The organism is Dyella sp. SG562 (assembly GCF_011759495.1).
GTDB classification, from domain to species: domain Bacteria; phylum Pseudomonadota; class Gammaproteobacteria; order Xanthomonadales; family Rhodanobacteraceae; genus Dyella_D; species Dyella_D marensis.
This window is the reverse complement of record NZ_JAAOYS010000003.1, coordinates 193,295-210,665: the sequence shown is the minus strand read 5'-3', so window position 1 is coordinate 210,665 and position 17,371 is coordinate 193,295. Positions and strand designations below refer to the sequence as shown.

The 17,371-nt window shown below is 67.0% G+C and carries 15 protein-coding genes and 1 pseudogene; 10 read left to right on the top strand and 6 right to left on the bottom strand.

Annotated features, from left to right (window positions below; all coding sequences use genetic code 11):
• The first annotated feature begins 132 nt into the window (after positions 1–132).
• The gene (locus FHW84_RS07885) at positions 133–879 is read left to right on the top strand and encodes a glucose 1-dehydrogenase (RefSeq protein ID WP_167254159.1); all 747 of its coding nucleotides are present in this window, start codon (positions 133–135) and stop codon (positions 877–879) included.
• 88 nt (positions 880–967) lie between these two features.
• Here the strand turns inward: FHW84_RS07885 and FHW84_RS07880 are convergent, their stop codons facing one another.
• A complete protein-coding gene (locus FHW84_RS07880; protein ID WP_208399698.1) occupies positions 968–1,789 on the bottom strand; it encodes an MBL fold metallo-hydrolase in 822 nt (273 codons plus the stop codon).
• Positions 1,790–1,963: 174 nt separating this feature from the next.
• Positions 1,964–2,839 carry a LysR family transcriptional regulator gene (locus tag FHW84_RS07875; RefSeq protein ID WP_167254155.1) on the bottom strand — a complete coding sequence of 292 codons (876 nt, stop codon included), beginning with the start codon at positions 2,837–2,839 and terminating at the stop codon, positions 1,964–1,966.
• A gap of 167 nt (positions 2,840–3,006) precedes the next feature.
• On the opposite strand from FHW84_RS07875, the gene FHW84_RS07870 reads away from it, so the two are divergent.
• Positions 3,007–4,122, top strand: coding sequence for a hypothetical protein (locus FHW84_RS07870; RefSeq protein ID WP_167254153.1), 1,116 nt, complete (start codon positions 3,007–3,009; stop codon positions 4,120–4,122).
• Between the two features lie 15 nt (positions 4,123–4,137).
• On the opposite strand, the gene FHW84_RS07865 is transcribed toward FHW84_RS07870, so the two are convergent.
• The gene (locus FHW84_RS07865) at positions 4,138–4,995 is read right to left on the bottom strand and encodes an AraC family transcriptional regulator (RefSeq protein ID WP_167254151.1); all 858 of its coding nucleotides are present in this window, start codon (positions 4,993–4,995) and stop codon (positions 4,138–4,140) included.
• 269 nt (positions 4,996–5,264) lie between these two features.
• Here FHW84_RS07865 and FHW84_RS07860 point away from each other — a divergent pair, with 269 nt between their 5' ends.
• A complete protein-coding gene (locus FHW84_RS07860) occupies positions 5,265–5,996 on the top strand; it encodes a hypothetical protein (protein ID WP_167254150.1) in 732 nt (243 codons plus the stop codon).
• Positions 5,997–6,109: 113 nt separating this feature from the next.
• Here FHW84_RS07860 and FHW84_RS07855 read toward each other — a convergent pair.
• Positions 6,110–7,807, bottom strand: a pseudogene (locus FHW84_RS07855) (monovalent cation:proton antiporter-2 (CPA2) family protein); the annotation flags it as partial.
• Between the two features lie 172 nt (positions 7,808–7,979).
• Positions 7,980–8,435: a helix-turn-helix domain-containing protein gene (locus tag FHW84_RS07850; RefSeq protein WP_167254148.1), complete on the bottom strand. Its 456-nt coding sequence runs from the start codon at positions 8,433–8,435 to the stop codon at positions 7,980–7,982.
• Positions 8,436–8,640: 205 nt separating this feature from the next.
• Between FHW84_RS07850 and FHW84_RS07845 the strand changes: the two genes are divergently transcribed.
• The 3 genes from FHW84_RS07845 to FHW84_RS07835 all read left to right on the top strand — a co-directional run bounded on the left by FHW84_RS07845 (position 8,641) and on the right by FHW84_RS07835 (position 11,351).
• Positions 8,641–9,561, top strand: a complete 921-nt coding sequence (locus FHW84_RS07845; protein WP_167254147.1) for an alpha/beta fold hydrolase — start codon at positions 8,641–8,643, stop codon at positions 9,559–9,561.
• A gap of 136 nt (positions 9,562–9,697) precedes the next feature.
• Positions 9,698–10,915, top strand: a complete 1,218-nt coding sequence (locus tag FHW84_RS07840; protein WP_167254146.1) for a serine hydrolase — start codon at positions 9,698–9,700, stop codon at positions 10,913–10,915.
• 52 nt (positions 10,916–10,967) lie between these two features.
• The gene (locus tag FHW84_RS07835) at positions 10,968–11,351 is read left to right on the top strand and encodes an arsenate reductase ArsC (protein WP_167254145.1); all 384 of its coding nucleotides are present in this window, start codon (positions 10,968–10,970) and stop codon (positions 11,349–11,351) included.
• Positions 11,352–11,364: 13 nt separating this feature from the next.
• Here FHW84_RS07835 and FHW84_RS07830 read toward each other — a convergent pair whose 3' ends face one another.
• Complete coding sequence (locus tag FHW84_RS07830; RefSeq protein WP_167254144.1) at positions 11,365–11,940, bottom strand: ABATE domain-containing protein; 576 nt, start codon at positions 11,938–11,940, stop codon at positions 11,365–11,367.
• 66 nt (positions 11,941–12,006) lie between these two features.
• On the opposite strand from FHW84_RS07830, the gene FHW84_RS07825 reads away from it, so the two are divergent.
• The 4 genes from FHW84_RS07825 to FHW84_RS07810 all read left to right on the top strand — a co-directional run bounded on the left by FHW84_RS07825 (position 12,007) and on the right by FHW84_RS07810 (position 17,313).
• Positions 12,007–12,888: an EamA family transporter gene (locus FHW84_RS07825; protein ID WP_167254143.1), complete on the top strand. Its 882-nt coding sequence runs from the start codon at positions 12,007–12,009 to the stop codon at positions 12,886–12,888.
• Between the two features lie 11 nt (positions 12,889–12,899).
• Positions 12,900–13,871, top strand: a complete 972-nt coding sequence (locus FHW84_RS07820; RefSeq protein WP_167254142.1) for an aldo/keto reductase — start codon at positions 12,900–12,902, stop codon at positions 13,869–13,871.
• A 392-nt stretch (positions 13,872–14,263) separates the two neighbouring features.
• The gene (locus FHW84_RS07815; protein ID WP_167254141.1) at positions 14,264–14,767 is read left to right on the top strand and encodes a hypothetical protein; all 504 of its coding nucleotides are present in this window, start codon (positions 14,264–14,266) and stop codon (positions 14,765–14,767) included.
• On the top strand, positions 14,764–17,313 hold the full coding sequence (locus tag FHW84_RS07810; protein WP_167254140.1) for an XVIPCD domain-containing protein: 2,550 nt from the start codon (positions 14,764–14,766) through the stop codon (positions 17,311–17,313). The genes FHW84_RS07815 and FHW84_RS07810 overlap by 4 nt, the downstream gene beginning before the upstream one ends.
• The last annotated feature ends 58 nt before the right edge of the window (positions 17,314–17,371 follow it).

Genomic DNA, 17,371 nt, shown 5'->3' with positions numbered 1-17,371 from the left:
GGGGTGAACTAGCGGTCTCATGGCGGCGATCTTAGCAGCCCTTGACTTGCAGTTCGTTAGTTCATATGTTGCGAACTATTGAATTACTGAACCGGGCAGTTCGCCCTTCCATCACCTGACAGGAAATCCGTCATGAGCAAGCTCAAAGGCAAAGTCGCGCTGGTCACCGGCGCATCCAAGGGCATTGGCGCCGGCATCGCCAAGGCGCTGGCCGCCGAAGGCGCCGCCGTCGTCGTCAACTACGCGTCCAGCAAGGCCGGCGCCGACGCCGTGGTCGAGGCCATCACCAAGGCCGGCGGCAAGGCCGTGGCGGTGAAGGGCGACGTTTCCCTGGCCGCCGACGCCGAGGCCATCGCCAACGCCGCGGTCAAGGAATTCGGCCGCCTGGACATCCTGGTGAACAACTCCGGCGTGTACGAGTTCGCGCCGCTGGAGCAGATCACCGAAGAGCATTTCCACAAGCAGTTCAACGTGAACGTGCTGGGCCTGCTGCTGACCACCCAGGCCGCGGCCAAGCATATGAACGACGGCGGCAGCATCATCAACATCGGCTCGCTGGTCACCCGCATCGTGCCGCCGGGCGGCTCGGTCTACACCGCCACCAAGGGCGCGGTCGACGCCATCACCGGCGTGCTGTCGCGCGAGCTGGGCCCGCGCAAGATCCGCGTCAATGCGCTGAACCCGGGCATGGTGGAAACCGAAGGCACCGTGACCGCCGGCTTCATCGGTTCGGACTTCCATCAGGAGGCCATCGCGCACACCCCGCTCGGCCGCATCGGCCAGCCGGACGACATCGCCTCGATCGCGGTGTTCCTGGCTTCCGACGACTCGTACTGGCTGACCGGCGAGAAGCTGTACGCCGCGGGCGGCGCGCGCTGATCCCAGCGATTCGCGCAAGCAGGCTGGGGAAAGCCACAGGCGGACCCCGGCCTGCTCTGCTGTGTGCGTACTGCACTACCACGCCAACTCAAGCCGCAGTGGCTTGAGCCAAAGGCAGCCACGCATAACCCGGGCCATCGCGCCGCACTTTGCCGATGCCGGGAAACGGCGCATGCGCCGCCGCCAGCCAATCGCCACGCCCTGCAGCAGTTGCAAGCAGATGCTCGCGCGCATCGCTCGCCAGCGCCGGCTCGCTGTCGTAGCGGATGGCCAGGCGCGGCTCCGCCAGCTGCAGCGCGGCCACGTGCAGCACGTCGCCGCAGACGATCAGGCGCTCGCCTTCGCTTTCCACCATAAAACCCGTATGCCCGGCCGTATGCCCTTCCAGCCCCATCGTGCGCAGCCCGCGGACCGGTTGCTCGCCAGGCTGGAAACTGCGTAGAACGCCTGCTGACTCGTAAGGCCGCAGCGACGCCATCGCACCATCGAAACTGGCGCGCACACTCGCATCGACCTGCGCACTGCGCGTGCCATCGCACCAGAACACCAGCTCGCGCGCATCGACCCATACCTCCGCGGCGGGAAACACCCTGCGCCCCGCGCGTGCGATCCCGCCTACGTGATCGGGATGCAGATGCGTCAGCAGCACCGCATCGATGTCCTCCGGCGCATAGCCCGCCTTGCGCAAGGACGCCTCCAACCTCCCCAGCCCCGGGCCTTGCAGCTCCCCCGCGCCCGCATCGACCAGAACGCGGGCTTCGCCCGTGTCGATCAGGAACGCATTGACGGAACTGCGCACCACCGGTGGGAGCTGCGCGCGCTCCAGCAGCTCGCTCACCTGGCCAGGCCGTTCTTCGATCAGCAACTGCACGGCCGCCAGATCGAAATCGCCATCCGAGAGGGCAAACACCCTGAACTTGCCCAAGCGCATCGCCGCATGCACGGAAGACGGCGGCGTTCGCGCCTCCATGGCGCGAACGGAAAGCGGAACGGATGGACACATGGCTGTTCCTCACGGTGACGAGGCAGCCAGGATGCGCCGCACGATGCGCCCCGGACACTGACGCCCGCGTACCGCCGCCGTTCAATTCCGTAAGGGCGGATCGAGCACTCCGTCGCCGAGCATCCGCGCGGCAAGGTCGGCCAGCGCACGCAGGCGGTCCATGCGGCGCAGATCGCGGTGATAGCCCATCCACACCTCGCGGCCGGGCGGCAGACCGCCCAGATCCAGTTCGCGCAGGCCGGCCATCTGTTCGCCCACCGGCCGCGGCAAAACCGCAATGCCCATGCCACGTGCGCACAACCGCGCCTGCAACCCGCGGTGGTTGGTGGCAAACACGGTACGTGCCCGCGGCAGGCGCTGGCGCAGCCATGCCACATCCGGGTAGTGCAGGCCCGGCGCGTCCATCGCCAGCAAGGCCGCGCCTTCGCCGTCGGCCGCCGGCGCTTCCGCTTCGCACGCGGCGTACACCGCGTAAGGCACGCACATCAGGCGGCGCTGCACGATGTCCGCCTCGTCGAACGGCACCACGCGAAACACGATGTCCGCCTCGCGGCGCGACAGATCGAACAAGCGCGTGCCGGCCATCAGCTCGGGCACGATGCCGGGATGCTGCCGCTGCAAGGCATGCAGCACCGGCGGCAGCACAGACGACGCAAACCAGTCCGGCGCGGAAACGCGCAATACGCCTTCGGGCCGTTCGCTCCCCCCGGCCAGCCGCCGCTGCATCGCCAGCGCGCTCGCTTCCATATCCTCGGCCAGCCGCAGCACCGCCTCGCCAGCCTCGGTCAGCACCGCACCTTCGTTGTGCCGCTGGAACAGCGCCTGCCCAGTGGCGGCCTCCAGTGCGCGCAGGCGCCGCCCCACGGTGGGATGGCTGATGCCCAGCGACCTGGCCGCGGCCCCCAGCGACTGCTCCCGCGCCACCGCGAGAAAGACCTTGACGTCGCCCCATTCCATTCGGCGCATTCCCCAGGCGAAAGAGCCGCAATGTGCGGCATGGCCGGCCGCGCCGCAATGCGTCGCTCCATCCAAGTGGTCATGTCATCTGCGATAGATGTGGCTATTCAAGCGAGCCACTCGGGCGCGTAGCCTCCGCTCCACTTCCCTCCGTTCGAGGCCGTGCCATGCAAGCAACCGCGAAGATCCTGCTCTGCTCCGCCATCGCCCTGGGCTTCGCCCCGGCAGGCGCCCTGGCGGATCAGCCGCCCACCGCGGCCGCCGCGCAGGCGCGCGCCGACGGCAGCCACGATTTCGATTTCAACATCGGCACCTGGCACACCCATATCCGCACCTTGAAGGAACCGCTGTCGGGGCGCAGCGAGTGGAACGAGATGCGCGGCACCGTCACGGTGAACCCGATCTGGAACGGCAAGGCCCAGGTCGAGGAGATCGAGGCCGACAGCGCCGGCGGACGCTTCGAGGGCATGACGGTGTTCCTCTACGACCCCGCCGCCCGGCAGTGGCGCCAGTACTTCACCAACAGCGACAGCGGCGTGATGGAAGCGCCTTCAGTCGGCCACTTCGAACGCAACCGCGGCGAGTTCTACAGCCAGGAGCTCTACAAGGGCCGCGCCGTGCTGGTGCGCGGGATCTGGACGGTCACCTCGCCCGACACGCACAGCTACGAGCAGGACTACTCGGACGACGGCGGCAAGACCTGGGAGGCGAACTTCATCGCCGACCTCACGCGCTACAAACCGGGCGAAGCGGTCACCCCGATGAAGCCGGTGGGCAACGCAGCCGGGCAGCACGACTTCGACTGGCAACTCGGCAACTGGGATATTCATATGTCACGCCTGGAGCATCCCCTCGCGGGCAGCACCCGCTGGACGCCGCTCGACGGCACGGTGCGCGTGCGCAAGCTGTGGAACGGCCGCGCCAACCTTGCCGAGATCGACACCCAGGGTCCGTCCGGCCATCTGCAGTTCCTGTCGCTGCGCCTGTTCAATCCCGTGGCGCACCAGTGGAGCCTCAACTTCGTCAGCAGCGACAACGGCAAGTTCAGCTCGCCGATGATCGGCGCCTTCGTCGATGGGCGTGGCGATTTCTACGACCAGGAGCCGTACAACGGCAAGGCCATCCTGGCGCGCTTTTCCTTCCTCAATCTCGCCAAGGGTTCGAATGGCGACGAGCAGGCGTTCTCCGCGGATGGCGGAAAGACCTGGGAGGTGAACTGGGTCAATGCGTCGAAGCGCGCGGCGGATGCCGGAAAGGTGGCGGCTGCCAGCCACTCGCCCTGAACTCTCCAAGGCGACTCAATGCGGGCGCGCTTCCTGACTTCCCGTCAGCCGCGCCCGCAGCCGTTTCAGTTCGCTGGTCCGCAACTGCTCGCGCAGATCGCTCGGCGATGCGCCCAGTGCCAGCCGGAATGCATCCGTCATATGGCTATGGCTGCTGAAACCCACGTCGCAGGCCAGCGCCGCCAGATCTTCCTCGCCCTCTCCCAACCGTCCCAGCACGGTCCCCAGGCGCTGCTGCAGGCGGAACTGCCGCAGCGATTGCCCGGTGCCCTGGCGGAAGATGCGGCAAAGATGAAAAGGCGAGCAGCCGGCGATCCGCGCCAACTCGTCCACGCCAAGATTCTCGCCGGGGTTGGCGACGATCGCTTCCTGCACGCGCTGCAGTTGCCGCGCCGTGCCCTTGCTCGATGCCGGCACGGGCTCGCTGCCGCGCATCAGCCCATCCAGCAGCGTCAGCAAGGCCTCTTCGGCCTCCAAGGCATCCGGCCCCCGCCGCATGCCCTGCAGCATCTCCACGTGCGCGTGCTGCAGCTGCAGGCCGTGCTGGACGTCCAGGCAAACGGGCGTGCCGGCGCCTTCCAGCCCCAGCGGATCCAGCCACGCATCGTCCAGCCACACGTCGGTGCAGCAGGCGCAGCCGCGATGATCCGGATGCGATACGCGGTACTCCACGTCGCGGCCCAGGAATACGGCTTGTCCCGGCCGCGCCAGGCAGGTCCGGTTGCCGACCTGGATCGAGAACGCCCCGCGCCGGGTCAGCAGGAAGCGCGCGGGTTCGCCTTCGCCATGGCCGCAGTTGATGCGCGGATAGCTGCAATCCTGCGTCATCACCGTGAAGTGAGGTGCGCTCAGCACCGTCTGCACTATGGACATACGCCTAAGCCCCCGCCGGCATCCGGGGCCGATCATACGCCCGCGACGGCGATGCATGCGGAGCCCGCGCACGAAAGCACGTTTTCGGAAGCGCGCCGCCGCGTGAGGCGGCACGCTGTGCGGTTGCGTTGCGCAACCCGCGCGGTGGCCAGGTGCAAACGCGCAAGTTTCTGGAAGCGCGCATCAGCGCATGCGCCCAAGCTGGACTGGCGGAAACCCACCGTCCCCACCCCACGCTTCCGCGCATGCATACCCACAAGGAGAGCGTTATGCGCAAGACGTTCTGCGGTCTGCTGTTCGCCTGTACCACCCTGGTCACCGCGCAGGCGGCCGAGCCGCCGGGCAACGACCTGTCCGGCTTCGGACCCAACCCCCAGCTCTACCCCAAGGACTCGCGCCCGTTCGGCAAGAGCATCTATGGCTGGGCCGACCGTTCCATCCAATGGCTGTATGCGCAGCCGGATGCCAGCAATCCGCTGTTCGACAGCACCGGTGCGTTCTGCGCCTCGGGCCAGGACGGCCCGGTATGGAACCTCGCGCCCGCCGCCATGCCGATGATGATGGCCGGCGACGTCGCGCGCAGCTGCACGGTGCCGCACAGCAAGGCGCTGCTGCTGATGGTCGGCTTCGTCAGCGATACCTTTCCGTGTCCGGATCCGAACTTCGGGCCGAAGCCGGGACAGTCGCTGTACGACTTCCTCGTCGCGGATGCGAAGACCTATCCGATGATGGGCAATATGCAGGTGACGCTGGACGGCCGGCCCATCCGCGCCGTCAACGACTATCTCTACACCTCGGAAAACCTGTTCTCGCTCAAGGGCGATCCCAGCCTGCAGAGCACGCTCGACCCTTGCATCACCACCGGTTGGCAACCCGTGGTGAACTACGGCTACTACCTGATGTTCCGCCCGCTGCGTCCTGGCCAGCACACGCTGGTGAGCCGCATGACGGATATGACAGGCATGACCAGGTCGCTGACCTACTTCCTCACCGTGCAGTAGCAGCAGTACGGCCGTGGCGCGGCGGCACATGCCGCGCCACTTCAGCCCTCATCGGCATCCGCCGCATGGCGCTTGCCGCGGAATAACGCGCGTCCCGCGAACATGCCGCCGGTGAGCTCCATCTGCAGGCGTTCGCGGTCACGCTCGCGCAGGCGCCGCGCGATCTCCTCGATCTCCTCGCGGCCGACGCCCAGCTTTTCCAGCGCCGCCTCGCCGAGCAGCACGGCGGACTCGAAGGTCTCGCGCACTTCCAGGTCCGCACCGGCCTTGATCAGATCGATGCTGTGGCGGCGGTCGATCGCGCGCACCAGCACGGGCACCAGCGGAAACTCGGCCTTGACCAGCTCGGTGATGCGCGTGCCCTCGTCGGCCTTGTCCACGCATACCAGCACCACCCCGGCACGGCCCGCGCCGGCGGCTTCGAGAATGTCCAGGCGCGTACCGTCGCCGTAGTACACGTTGAAATCCAGGCTGCGCGCGGTGTCGATCATCTCCACGTCGGTGTCGATGATGGAGATCTCATAGCCGCGCTCGAACAGGAACTGGCTGGCGATCTGCCCCACCCGCCCGAAGCCGATCACCAGCGCCGCGCCATTCAGGCCGTCGGGCCGCTCGTAGCCGTCGGTGGATGGACGCATGCGCGCGCGGACCGCATTCATCGCCGCGATGGCGATCGGCGTCAGCACCATGGAAAGAATGATGATCGCGGTCAGCTGCGCGTTCTGCTCGGCATTGATGATGCCGGCCGCCGCGGCCGCCGCGTACAGCACGAAGGCGAACTCGCCGCCCTGCGCCATGAATACCGCGCGGTCCAGCGCCTCGCGGTGCGAGGAACGGAACAGCCGCGCCACCGCATAGATCACCAGTGCCTTGGCGGCCATGTACAGGAACACGTAGCACAGAATGCTGCGCCAGCTGGCCGCCACCACGCGCAGGTCCAGCGACATGCCCACCGCGATAAAGAACAGGCCCAGCAGGATGCCGCGGAACGGTTCGACGTCCGCTTCGAGCTGATGCCGGTACGAGGACTCCGACAGCATCACGCCCGCCACGAACGCACCCATCGCCATCGACAGGCCGCCCAGCTGCATCGCATAGGCCGAGCCGAGCACCACCAGCAGGGCGGCGCCGGTCATCACCTCGCGCGCACGCGCATTCGCCAGCAGGCCGAAGAAGGGATTGAGCAGATAGCGCCCGGCCAGCAGCAGGCCCGCGATCGACGCCGCGCCGATGCCGATCGCGCGCCAGTCGATGCCGTGATGCGCCACCGGACTGCCCGGCGCGATCGGCGCCAGGAACGCCACCGCCGCCAGCAGCGGCACGATCATCAGGTCTTCCAGCAACAGCACGCAGACGATGCGCTGGCCGCTCGGCTCGTTCACTTCGCGCCGCTCCTCCAGCAGCTGCATCACGATCGCGGTGGAGGTCAGCACGAAGCCCGCGCCAGCCACGAACGATGGCGCCACCGGATAACCCGTCAGCACGCCCACCGCGGTAAGCGCAACCGCACAGACGGCTACTTGCGCCAACCCCAGGCCGAAGATCTGCCGGCGCAGGCTCCACAACCGCGAGGGATGCATCTCCAGTCCGATCAGGAACAGGAACATCACCACGCCCAGCTCGGCCACCTGCAGGATGGCCGCCGGATCGGTGAAGACTTTCAGCCCGAACGGCCCGATCGCCAGGCCGCCGGCCAGGTAGCCCAGCACCGCGCCCAGGCCCAACCGCTTGAACAAGGGCGCCGCGACGACACCCGCCGCCAGCAACGTAATGACCGGCAGCAACGCCACCCCTTGGTGTTCCACCGCCATGCGCCTGGCTTCCCCTCGCCGGAATCGTGGGCGGAGCGTAGCAAAGCAGGCCGCGCGGAAGGGGGCCAGGTCATGCCGGGCGTGACATGCAACTCGCGATTGCCGTCCTTGCGCGGCGCCGTGCTGGCCGTTCCGCCAGGAACTCAAACAGGCACATCCGACGCCGGGCCGATCAACGCCGCCGCACGGGCATGCGCACTTCCGTGTCCTCGGGCGCCACGTCCCGCCCATCCAATGCGCGCGGCTGCAGCTTCTCCAGCGGACGCCCCGTCTGCTTGTCCACCAGCATCACGCGCGGCTCCTTGCGCTCGAACAGGAAGTCCTCGCCCCACTGCCGCAGCGCCACCAGCACCGGGAACAGGCCACGGCCTTTCCCGGTAAGCACGTATTCCTGGTAAGCGCCGCCATCGGCAGCAGCCACGGCTTCCATGATGCCGTGCGCCACCAGGTGGCGCAGCCGCGCGGCCAGGATGTTCTTGGACAGCCCCAGGCTCTTCTGGAACTCACCGAAGCGGCGCATGCCGTTGAATGCATCGCGCACGATCAGCAGCGACCAGCCGTCGCCGATGGCGTCCATCGGGCGGGCGACGCCGCAGAGCGAATCTTCCTGAGTGACGCGTTTGACCATGCCGGTATCCAGGCCGTCCGCCGGCCGAGTGGTTGCAAGATAGAACCTACGCTGCTACAAAGGCAACAGGTTTCAATTTGAAACCAACGTCACCGCCCGAAGGCGCGCGGTGGCGCGCGACTCCTTACGCAACCGACAACATCCGCGGCGGGTGAGGCCGCGCCGTGCCCGCGCGGATGTCCCTGCCCTCTTCCGAGACCCGCTCATGATCCGTCCAGACGAAACTTTCGATGGCAGCTTTCCGTTCGCTCCGCATTTCACCGACGCCCCCGGCTTCGCCATGCACTACGTGGATGAAGGCCCGCGCGATGGCGACATCGTGCTGTGCCTGCACGGCGAACCTACCTGGGGCTATCTGTTCCGCCATCTGATCGGCGCGCTGCGTGCCACGCATCGCGTGGTGGTGCCCGACCATATGGGCTTCGGCAAGAGCGCCACGCCGCCGGAGCGGCGCTACTGGATCCAGGACCATATCGACAATCTCGAACGCTTCGTGCTCGCCCTGGACCTGCGCGGCATCACCCTGGTGTTGCACGACTTCGGCGGACCGATGGGCATGGGCCTGGCCGCCCGCCACCCGGACCGCATCCGCCGCATCGTCTCCGTCAACGGCCCCACGCCGTTCGGCCACGCCAGCCTGGCGGACCGTGTGACCGCGAACGCACAGGTAGCGCCATGGTTCCGCTGGATCGTCCAGGCCAACGCGGAAGGCCGGCTGGAAGGCGTGCTGGACGAACTCGGCTACAACATCCTCAGCACGCTCAAGCTCAACGGCTTCGAGAACAACGCGCTGATCGACGACACCTGGCTGCGTGCCTACGGCGCGCCCTTCGCCACGCCGGCCGAATGTGCCGGTGCGCTCGGCTGGGCCAAGGGCTTCGCGCTCGGCGCGCACGAGTTCCCTGTGGCGGACGAAGCCACCTGGCAGGCGATCAGCGCCAAGCCTGCCATCGCGATCTGGGGCATGGCGGACCGCACGCTGCATGCGGAACACTTCCTGCCGCTGTTCACCGAACTGTTCCCCGGGGCGCCAGTGCACCGGTTGCCGGGCGCGGGACACTACAGCTTCGAGGATGCGCCGGAAGAGATCGCGCAGCTGGTGACCGCCTTCCTGCAGCGAACCTGAGTACGCCATCGCGGGGCGCTTCGCATGGCTTTCACAACCGCCATTGCGAAGCGCCTTGCATGGGTCGTCAGTCACCTGTTCATACCGCCCGCCCAGCACCTAGGATGCACGCCATCCAATGACGTAGGGAAATGGCATGAAGCGCCTCGGTCCATGGTTCGTGCTTGCCACGCTGGCACTAACCGCCGGTTCCGCCCTTGCGGGCAGCAGCGACAACGCGCTGAAGACCATCGTCGACGACGCCAAGGCCGCGCAAAGCGACACGCTGCTGGTGATGCACGACGGCAAGACCCTGGTCGACTACCGCCGCCCCGGCGCGCCCGCCGGCCCGATCGAAATGATGTCCTCCACCAAGTCGCTGATCGGCCTGGCCGTCGGGCGACTGGTGACGCAAGGCAAGCTCAAGTCGATCGACGAACCGGTGAGTGACTTCTATCCGGAATGGAAACAGGGCAACAAGGCGAAGATCACCGTCCGCATGCTGCTTAACCACACTTCCGGCATGCAGAACGTGCCGATGGCTCCGGTGGAGATCTATCCGGCGCCCGATGTCTACCAGCTCGCGCTCGCCGCGGAACTGAGCGACCCGCCGGGCACGAAGTTCAGCTACAACAACAAGGCCATGAACCTGATCGGCGGCGTGATCGAGAAAGCCTCCGGCAAGCCGATGGACGTCTATATCGCCGACGAGCTGCTCACCCCGATGGGCATCAAGGCAGCGCCGTGGAATCCGGAGAACCGCGACAAGGCCGGCCACCCCATGGCCATGGCCGGCTGGATGTCCACCGCGCAGGACGCCGCGAAGATCGGCCAGCTGGTGCTGGATAACGGCCGCTGGCAAGGCAAGCAGCTGATCGACGCGGACTACATCAAGCAGATGGTCGGCCAGAGCACGCCGCTCACCACCGGCTATGGCCTGCTCTGGTGGCGGCGCGGCGACGGCATTCGCTTCAACTCCGCCGTGGTCGAGCGCGTGCGCGCGGGAGGCGACACCGCCCTCGCCGACAAGCTGGCGCGCGTCGCGGCGAAGGTCTATCCGACCGCGCGCGACGTCGTTGCGGCCATCACCGCGGAGGGTGTGTCCCGCGCGGACATGCACGACATGATGAAGAGCAACCACCTCGTCGACGACGACCTTTTCGCCAGCACCCCGATCGTCGCCTGGGAAGCCAACGGCTATCTCGGCAACTACATCGTGATCGTGCCGAAGGCGCACCTGGTCGCCGTACGGCAGATCGCCGAACACAAGGATGCGGACGAGGATCGCTGGCCGTATGGCTATGCGAAGTTCAGCGCGGACGTGATCGGGCTGGGGCGGACGTATGCCAAGGATCTGGCGGTGGATACACCATAAATTCGGACGGTCGTGCGCTTAAACTGATCGCCCGGACCTCCACACCTTTTCCATGAAACGCATCCTCTTCGTCTGCATCGAAAACGCCAACCGCAGCCAGATGGCCGAAGCGTTCGCGCATATCTACGGCGGTTCCGGCGTCGATGCACAGAGCGCCGGCTCGCGCCCTTCCGGCCAGATCAACCCCAAGGCGCTGCGCTTCATGGCGGAGCTGGGCTACGACCTGAGCGTGCACACTTCCAAGTCGCTGGACGAAGTCGAAGGCGAGTTCGATGCCGTGGTGACCATGGGCTGCGGCGACAGCTGCCCATGGGTTCCCGCACGGCGGCGCGAGGACTGGAACCTGCCCGACCCCAAGCATATGGACGACGACGGCTACCGCGCCGTACGCGACGAGATCGCTGCGCGGGTGAAACGGCTGCTGGAAAGCCTTTGACGCGGACCGGAGGCTAGACCTTCGTCCGGTGGTAGTACCGCCGTGCCTTGTCGCGGCTGCCGCAGTCCGCCATATCGCACCAGCGGCGTTGGCCATTGCGGGTCTGGTCCTGGAACAGCCAGTCGCAGGACGGGCAATAGCGCAGGCGTTCGTGGTCGGCGGCCGTCACCAGTTCCGCGGCATCGAGCAGCAGCGGCGTCAGCGCGTCCTGCGCCGTGGATGGTTCCGGCCAGTGCCAGGCGAGAGTGCGCGGGTCGATCGCCCGCGACTGGTAAGCCTTGGCCACCGCCTTGCTGAGTTCGGCGAGCGCGGCTTCCGGCACCGTCTGCTCATGCGCCAGCGGGCGCAGCACGCGCGTCAGCAACTGGCGCGCCTTGTATAGCGGCGCAACGTCGACCGTCTTTCCGCGCGGAAACGGCAGCTCCATCGCGGCGAACCAGCGCCGCGCATTCTCCGGCAGCGCCAGCCAATCGTGCTCGCGCTCGGTATCCGGCCAGCTGATCGTATTCACGAAGTCCAGGCTGGGCCGTCCGCCCACCAGCTTGTAGGTGCCGCCGTAGCCATCCGGGTTCAGGTCGAGTGCGTCCATGCGGCGCATCTTACCAGCTATTCGATTTTGACAGGTGAGTTTTTCGGGCGTATAAACATCACCACTATGAATACTATAGATGGTAAAAAAGCAACCAGGCCGCCGCTGGCCGAACGGATCCCTCCGCATGCGTTCTTCGTCGGCAGCGCGATCTTCCATTACCTGGGCCCGTCGTTCGCCGTGCTGCTGTTCGCACGCGTGCCGGTGGCGGGCGTGGCCTGGCTGCGCATCGTGTCGGCGGCGCTGGTGTTCGCTCTGTGGCGCAGGCCATGGCGGGCGTTCCTGGCGTCCACGCGGCGCGCCCAGGCCACCATGGTCGCGCTGGGCGGCGTGTTCGCGCTGATGAATTACTCGTTCTACAAGGCCATCGCCGCCCTGCCCCTGGGCACCGTGGCCGCCATCGAATTCATCGGGCCGGTGGCGCTGGCGCTGGCCGGCGTGCGTTCCCGCCGCAATATCGTCGCACTCGGCCTTACCGCAGCAGGCGTGTCGCTGCTGACCCAGGTGCGTTTCGGCGGCGCGCCGGAAGCGTTCTTCTGGGCCTTCGCCAATGCCGCGCTGTTCACCGCGTACATCGTGCTGGCGCATGCCGTGTCCCGCGCCGATCCGGACACCAGCCCGATCGACCGCCTGGGCGCCGCGATGATCGTCGCCGGCGTGGCGATCTCCCCGCTCGGTTTCCGCGACGCCGCGCCCGCGCTGCTGGATCCGCTGGCGCTCGGTGCGGGCCTGGCCGTGGGGCTGAGCTCTTCCGTCATCCCCTACGTGTTCGACCAGCTCGCGATGGCACGCCTGCCGCGCGCAACCTACGCCTTGTTCGTGGCGCTGCTGCCGGCGACCGCGGTGATCATCGGCGTGCTGGTGCTGCGCCAGATGCCGACACCGGTCGAGATCCAGGGCGTGGCGCTGGTAGCCGCCGGAGTTGCGCTGCACCGGCCACCGGAATGAGCGGGACAGCCATGCCATACGTCAACCTCGGCCGCAGCGGCCTGAAAGTATCGCGCCTGTGCCTTGGCGCCATGAGCTACGGCAACCCGCAGGCCAAGCCGTGGATCCTCAGCGAGGAACAGGGCCGCCCCATCCTGCGCCGCGCGCTGGAACTGGGCATCAACTTTTTCGACACCGCCGACATGTATTCCGGCGGCGACAGCGAACGCGTACTGGGCCGCGCGCTGCGCGACTTCGCGCGCCGAGAGGAAGTGGTGGTGGCGACCAAGGCCTACTACCCCACCGGCACCGGCCCGAACCAGCGCGGCCTGTCGCGCAAGCATCTGCTGCATGCCATCGATGCCTCTCTCGCTCGCCTGGGCATGGACTACGTCGATCTCTACCAGATCCACCGCTGGGACGACGGCACGCCGCTGGAGGAAACGCTGGAAGCGCTGCACGACATCGTGCGCAGCGGCAAGGCGCGCTACATCGGCGCATCGAGCATGTATGCGTGGCAGTTCCAGAAAGCGCTGATGACGTCCGAGCGGCACGGCTGGACAAGCTTCGTTTCGATGCAGAACCGCTACAACCTGGCGTACCGCGAGGAAGAGCGGGAGATGCTGCCGCTGTGCCGGGATGCGGGGATTGGGGTACTTCCATGGAGTCCGCTGGCCCGCGGGTTTCTGGCCAGGCCAAGGAACAAGGCGGATACGACGCGCGCGCAGAGCGATGCGTTTGCACGGGAGTTGTATTACAGCGAGGACGATTATCGGGTCGTGGATGCGGTGGAGCAGATTGCGGCCGAACGTGGTGTGACGCAGGCAAGCATCGCGTTGGCCTGGCTGCTTGACCGAGCCGAAGTCACGGCGCCGATCATCGGAGCGACGCGAATGGAGCATCTGGAACAGTCGGTGGAGACGCTGTCGCTGAAGATCACGCCCGAGGAACGGGCGAGGCTGGAGACACCCTATCGCCCGCATCGGGTGCTGGGGCACGAATAGCGCGATTTATCGGGAGCCACGTCCGTCCGGCGCTCGCGGCCAGCAGGAACTTGCGAACGCGATCGGTATCGCGCCTCGCAGCAACCACGCGGCAATCCAGCGCAGCCTTGCCGATCCATAGCTGCCGAAAACCCGCATCACCCTGGGCCTGCGGACAAAATCACCCTGCACTACGTTAGCGTTGCGTCGCCTCCCCCCGCGGCGTACCTTCCTGCTCCAGGCCGGCCCCAGGAACCGCCGATCCCCGCTTGCAGGAGGCGAGCCCCATGCTCAACGCAGCTCTCCCCGATCTTCAGACCGAAACCTCGCGTACGACCGAGGGCACAGACCCGCGCCTGCAGCTTCTGAAGACAAGCCCCTGACCCGCCCCGCGCCCCCACCGGATCATCGCCATGTCATTCACCCCTTTGCGCTTCGAAGCTAACGACGGCTCGGCCGTGGATCGACAGCACGGTATCGAGATCTTCGAATCCCGCATCCAGCCGGCCGAGCAGCCGGGCGAGACGGAATATCAGTTCGGCGTTTACCAGGGCGACAAGCGCTTCGGCTTCGGCTGCAACGGCACGCAGCGGGTCAGCGAGGACGGCGGGCGCACGCAGCGCACCTTCGTGCTGAACCTGGGCGAGGACGCCACCCTCGAATGGGCGTTGCAGCTCAAGGGCTGGCTGGAGTTTCCGGGCGACGACCGCAGCTTCCTGTGGGGGCTGGCCGATGGCCTGGTCAAGACCTTCCAGGACCGTACCGACAACTACGACGAAGACGTCCGCTACGAAGTGGTGATCGATGCGGGTGCCCTGCAGCGCCATGGCATCGCGGCGCCGCAGGATGCCGGGCAGGAAATCCTGGTCGCCGCGGTGGACATCCCGATGCATCCGCTGTCGGGAGTGCGCTCATGACGACGCCTCCTTTCGTATTCGAAGACGTGGTGCGCACCACCATGGGCGGCGCCACCAATGCCCATGGCAACAAGCTTTCGGCCGCCGAAATCGACCGGGTCATCGCCTACCTGAAGTCGCCCGGCTCCGGCCCCGACGCCACCAGCAGCTATGCCGACTACGTGGCCAAGGAGATGGCGGCGCATCCGCCCAAGCTTCCCGCCGGCGTCGATTACGTGGCTTTCTCGGGCAGCGATGCCGCCGGCAAAAGCAACTACAAGAATGCTTCCGAATACGTCGCCGACACCAAGGGCCGCGCGGACATCATCGGCCACACGCCCTGGGGCGAGTACATCGAAAGGTGCAAAGCCACCGCCGAGTTCAAGACGGTCAACCAGGAGTTTACGAAGTACCTCGCCTCCGAAGGCATCGAGGTCTACGGCAAGAACACCGCCGGCGCGCTGCAGGACATGATGTGGAATGCCGGCAGCGCACCGTATATGGAGAACGCCGTGCATAGCGGCCGCCCCATCGTCGCCTTCGTCGAGAACGCTCCGCCGAATCGCGGCTTCTCCAACTTCGAACTGCCCGAGGCGCTGAAGAGCCCGAAGACCATCGTCAACGGCCATCCGATGAGCGACTTCGGTCCCGATCCGCTCACCTTCGCCAGCAAGTCCGCCGCCGAATTCCAGAAGCTGGAGAAATCGCTGGCCGACGTGACGGTGAAGGCCAATGGCCAGCCGGCTTCGCTCGCCGAGTTCCGCGCCAACGTCAACCTCATCAGCGGCTATGACGCCGCGCAGAAAACCGTGTTCGGCCAGCCGCTGAGCGATTTCTCCAAGCTCAACCTCGACCAGATGTCGGCGGCGAGCAACGCGTGGAAGGTTACGCATACGGGCGTCGTCGCTCACCCGCCGGCGGAACCCAAGCTCGGCGAGACGCGCGCCAAGGCCACCGAACTGCACCCGCCCACCGGCCCACCCAAGGGCGTGGTCGGCGAAACGGAAGCCAACGTACGCATCCGCCCCGGCGAGGCCGCCAAGAGCGCCGCCCGCGGCGAAGTCAGCGCCGGCTCGGTGGCGAAGGGCGCGCTGGGCGTGGTCGGCACGGCGGCGGTGCTGTACGACGCCGCGCATACCGCTTCGCGCGCTTCCGGTATGCGCCAGCAAGGCAACGTGGTCGGCGCCAATTCCGAAGTAGGCCATTTCTACGCGCGCACCGGCGGCATGCTGGCCGGTGCCGAAGCGGGAGCGGCCGGTGGCGCGCTGGTGTTCTCCGAGACCGGGCCAGGCGCGCTGATCGCGGGTGGACTCGGCGGCATCGTCGGCGCGATCGGCGGCGAGAAAGTGGCGCAGGCCATCGACTACCACCACATCTATAACCAGTCGGACAAGCAAGGGAATCACTGGCATTTCGATCCCAAGCATCCGGACCAGGGCTGGACGCGGCTGCATCCCACCGGCGAGCTCGATTACGAGGCCATGCGCTACAGCGAAGGCATGCCGGTGCAGAAGTACGAAACGCTGACCGCCAGCCCCGCGCTCAAGAACGAGCTGGACTACAAGGCTTCCAATGTCGCCATCGGCCTGACCCTGGCCCACCCGCCGACGCCGCGCGATCCCTACACCCTCCCGGCCAACGAGCGCGACACGCACAGCCTGCGCGAAGCGCCGTGGACGCGCAGCCCAGACACCCATCAGTGGAGCCGCACCGTCGCGGCCGGCCTGATCGACTACCGCGTGATGGATTACCGCACCGAAGTCGCCAGCCCGCAGCGCGCCGCGGAACTCGAGCGCGCCTCGCAGCAGATCGTGAAGGACAACCTGGCGCATTCGGCCCAGCACATCGCGCAGGACTACAAGACCGCCTACGAGCAGCGCGGCTGGAACCAGTTCGGCGGCGTGCCGCCGGTGGTGAACAACACGCTGAAGACGCAAGGCAGCGTGCTCGAAGCTTCCGACGGCCACACCTACACGCGCGACGCCAAGGGGCAGTGGAATACCCCCGGAATGCTGTGGGGCACGAATGCCGCGGAAGGCAATATCAAGGAGGAACTGAACGCCACGCGCCAGGCGCAACAGGCTCCCTCAGCCAGCGCGCCCCCGGCCCCGGCCACCACCTCGACCACCGCGCCGGCTGCACCGGCTGCACCGGCGGCACCGCTGCGCCTGGACGATCCGCAGCATCCCGATCACCAGCTGTTCGGCCAGACCCGTGCGCAGGTCGCCGCCATCGACCAGCAGCTGGGCCGCAAGCCGGACCAGCACACCGACAACATCACCGCGGCCGTCGTGGTCCAGGCCCGCGCGGATGGACTGAGCCGGATCGACCACGTCGCACTGAGTCCCGACCACAGCAAGCTGTGGGCGACGCAGACCACCCCGGGCGCGAAGGATCATTTCCTCGACCGGCAGACCAGCGTGCCCACTGCCGCGGCCAACATACCGTTGGAACAGAGCTCGGCGCAGTGGCCGAAGGCGATGCAGCAGCATCAGGAAGCGCAGGGGCAGCAGGCGCAACAAACGCAGGCGCCATCGAATCAGCAGCAGGCTGGGCCCGGGCGATAGAGGCAGCTTCCGCGACGAGTCAAGGCGTGCTGGACAAAAATGCCCGGCACGCCACTGA

Bases quoted from the DNA above. Each gene is read 5' to 3' on its own strand.
- FHW84_RS07835 (WP_167254145.1), top strand. From the start codon at position 10,968: ATGAAACGCATCCTCTTCGTCTGCATCGAAAACGCCAACCGCAGCCAG.
- FHW84_RS07815 (WP_167254141.1), top strand. From the start codon at position 14,264: ATGTCATTCACCCCTTTGCGCTTCGAAGCTAACGACGGCTCGGCCGTG.
- FHW84_RS07820 (WP_167254142.1), top strand. From the start codon at position 12,900: ATGCCATACGTCAACCTCGGCCGCAGCGGCCTGAAAGTATCGCGCCTG.
- FHW84_RS07860 (WP_167254150.1), top strand. From the start codon at position 5,265: ATGCGCAAGACGTTCTGCGGTCTGCTGTTCGCCTGTACCACCCTGGTC.
- FHW84_RS07810 (WP_167254140.1), top strand. From the start codon at position 14,764: ATGACGACGCCTCCTTTCGTATTCGAAGACGTGGTGCGCACCACCATG.
- FHW84_RS07845 (WP_167254147.1), top strand. From the start codon at position 8,641: ATGATCCGTCCAGACGAAACTTTCGATGGCAGCTTTCCGTTCGCTCCG.
- FHW84_RS07830 (WP_167254144.1), bottom strand. From the start codon at position 11,940: ATGGACGCACTCGACCTGAACCCGGATGGCTACGGCGGCACCTACAAG.
- FHW84_RS07865 (WP_167254151.1), bottom strand. From the start codon at position 4,995: ATGTCCATAGTGCAGACGGTGCTGAGCGCACCTCACTTCACGGTGATG.
- FHW84_RS07875 (WP_167254155.1), bottom strand. From the start codon at position 2,839: ATGGAATGGGGCGACGTCAAGGTCTTTCTCGCGGTGGCGCGGGAGCAG.
- FHW84_RS07850 (WP_167254148.1), bottom strand. From the start codon at position 8,435: ATGGTCAAACGCGTCACTCAGGAAGATTCGCTCTGCGGCGTCGCCCGC.
- FHW84_RS07870 (WP_167254153.1), top strand. From the start codon at position 3,007: ATGCAAGCAACCGCGAAGATCCTGCTCTGCTCCGCCATCGCCCTGGGC.
- FHW84_RS07840 (WP_167254146.1), top strand. From the start codon at position 9,698: ATGAAGCGCCTCGGTCCATGGTTCGTGCTTGCCACGCTGGCACTAACC.
- FHW84_RS07885 (WP_167254159.1), top strand. From the start codon at position 133: ATGAGCAAGCTCAAAGGCAAAGTCGCGCTGGTCACCGGCGCATCCAAG.
- FHW84_RS07825 (WP_167254143.1), top strand. From the start codon at position 12,007: ATGAATACTATAGATGGTAAAAAAGCAACCAGGCCGCCGCTGGCCGAA.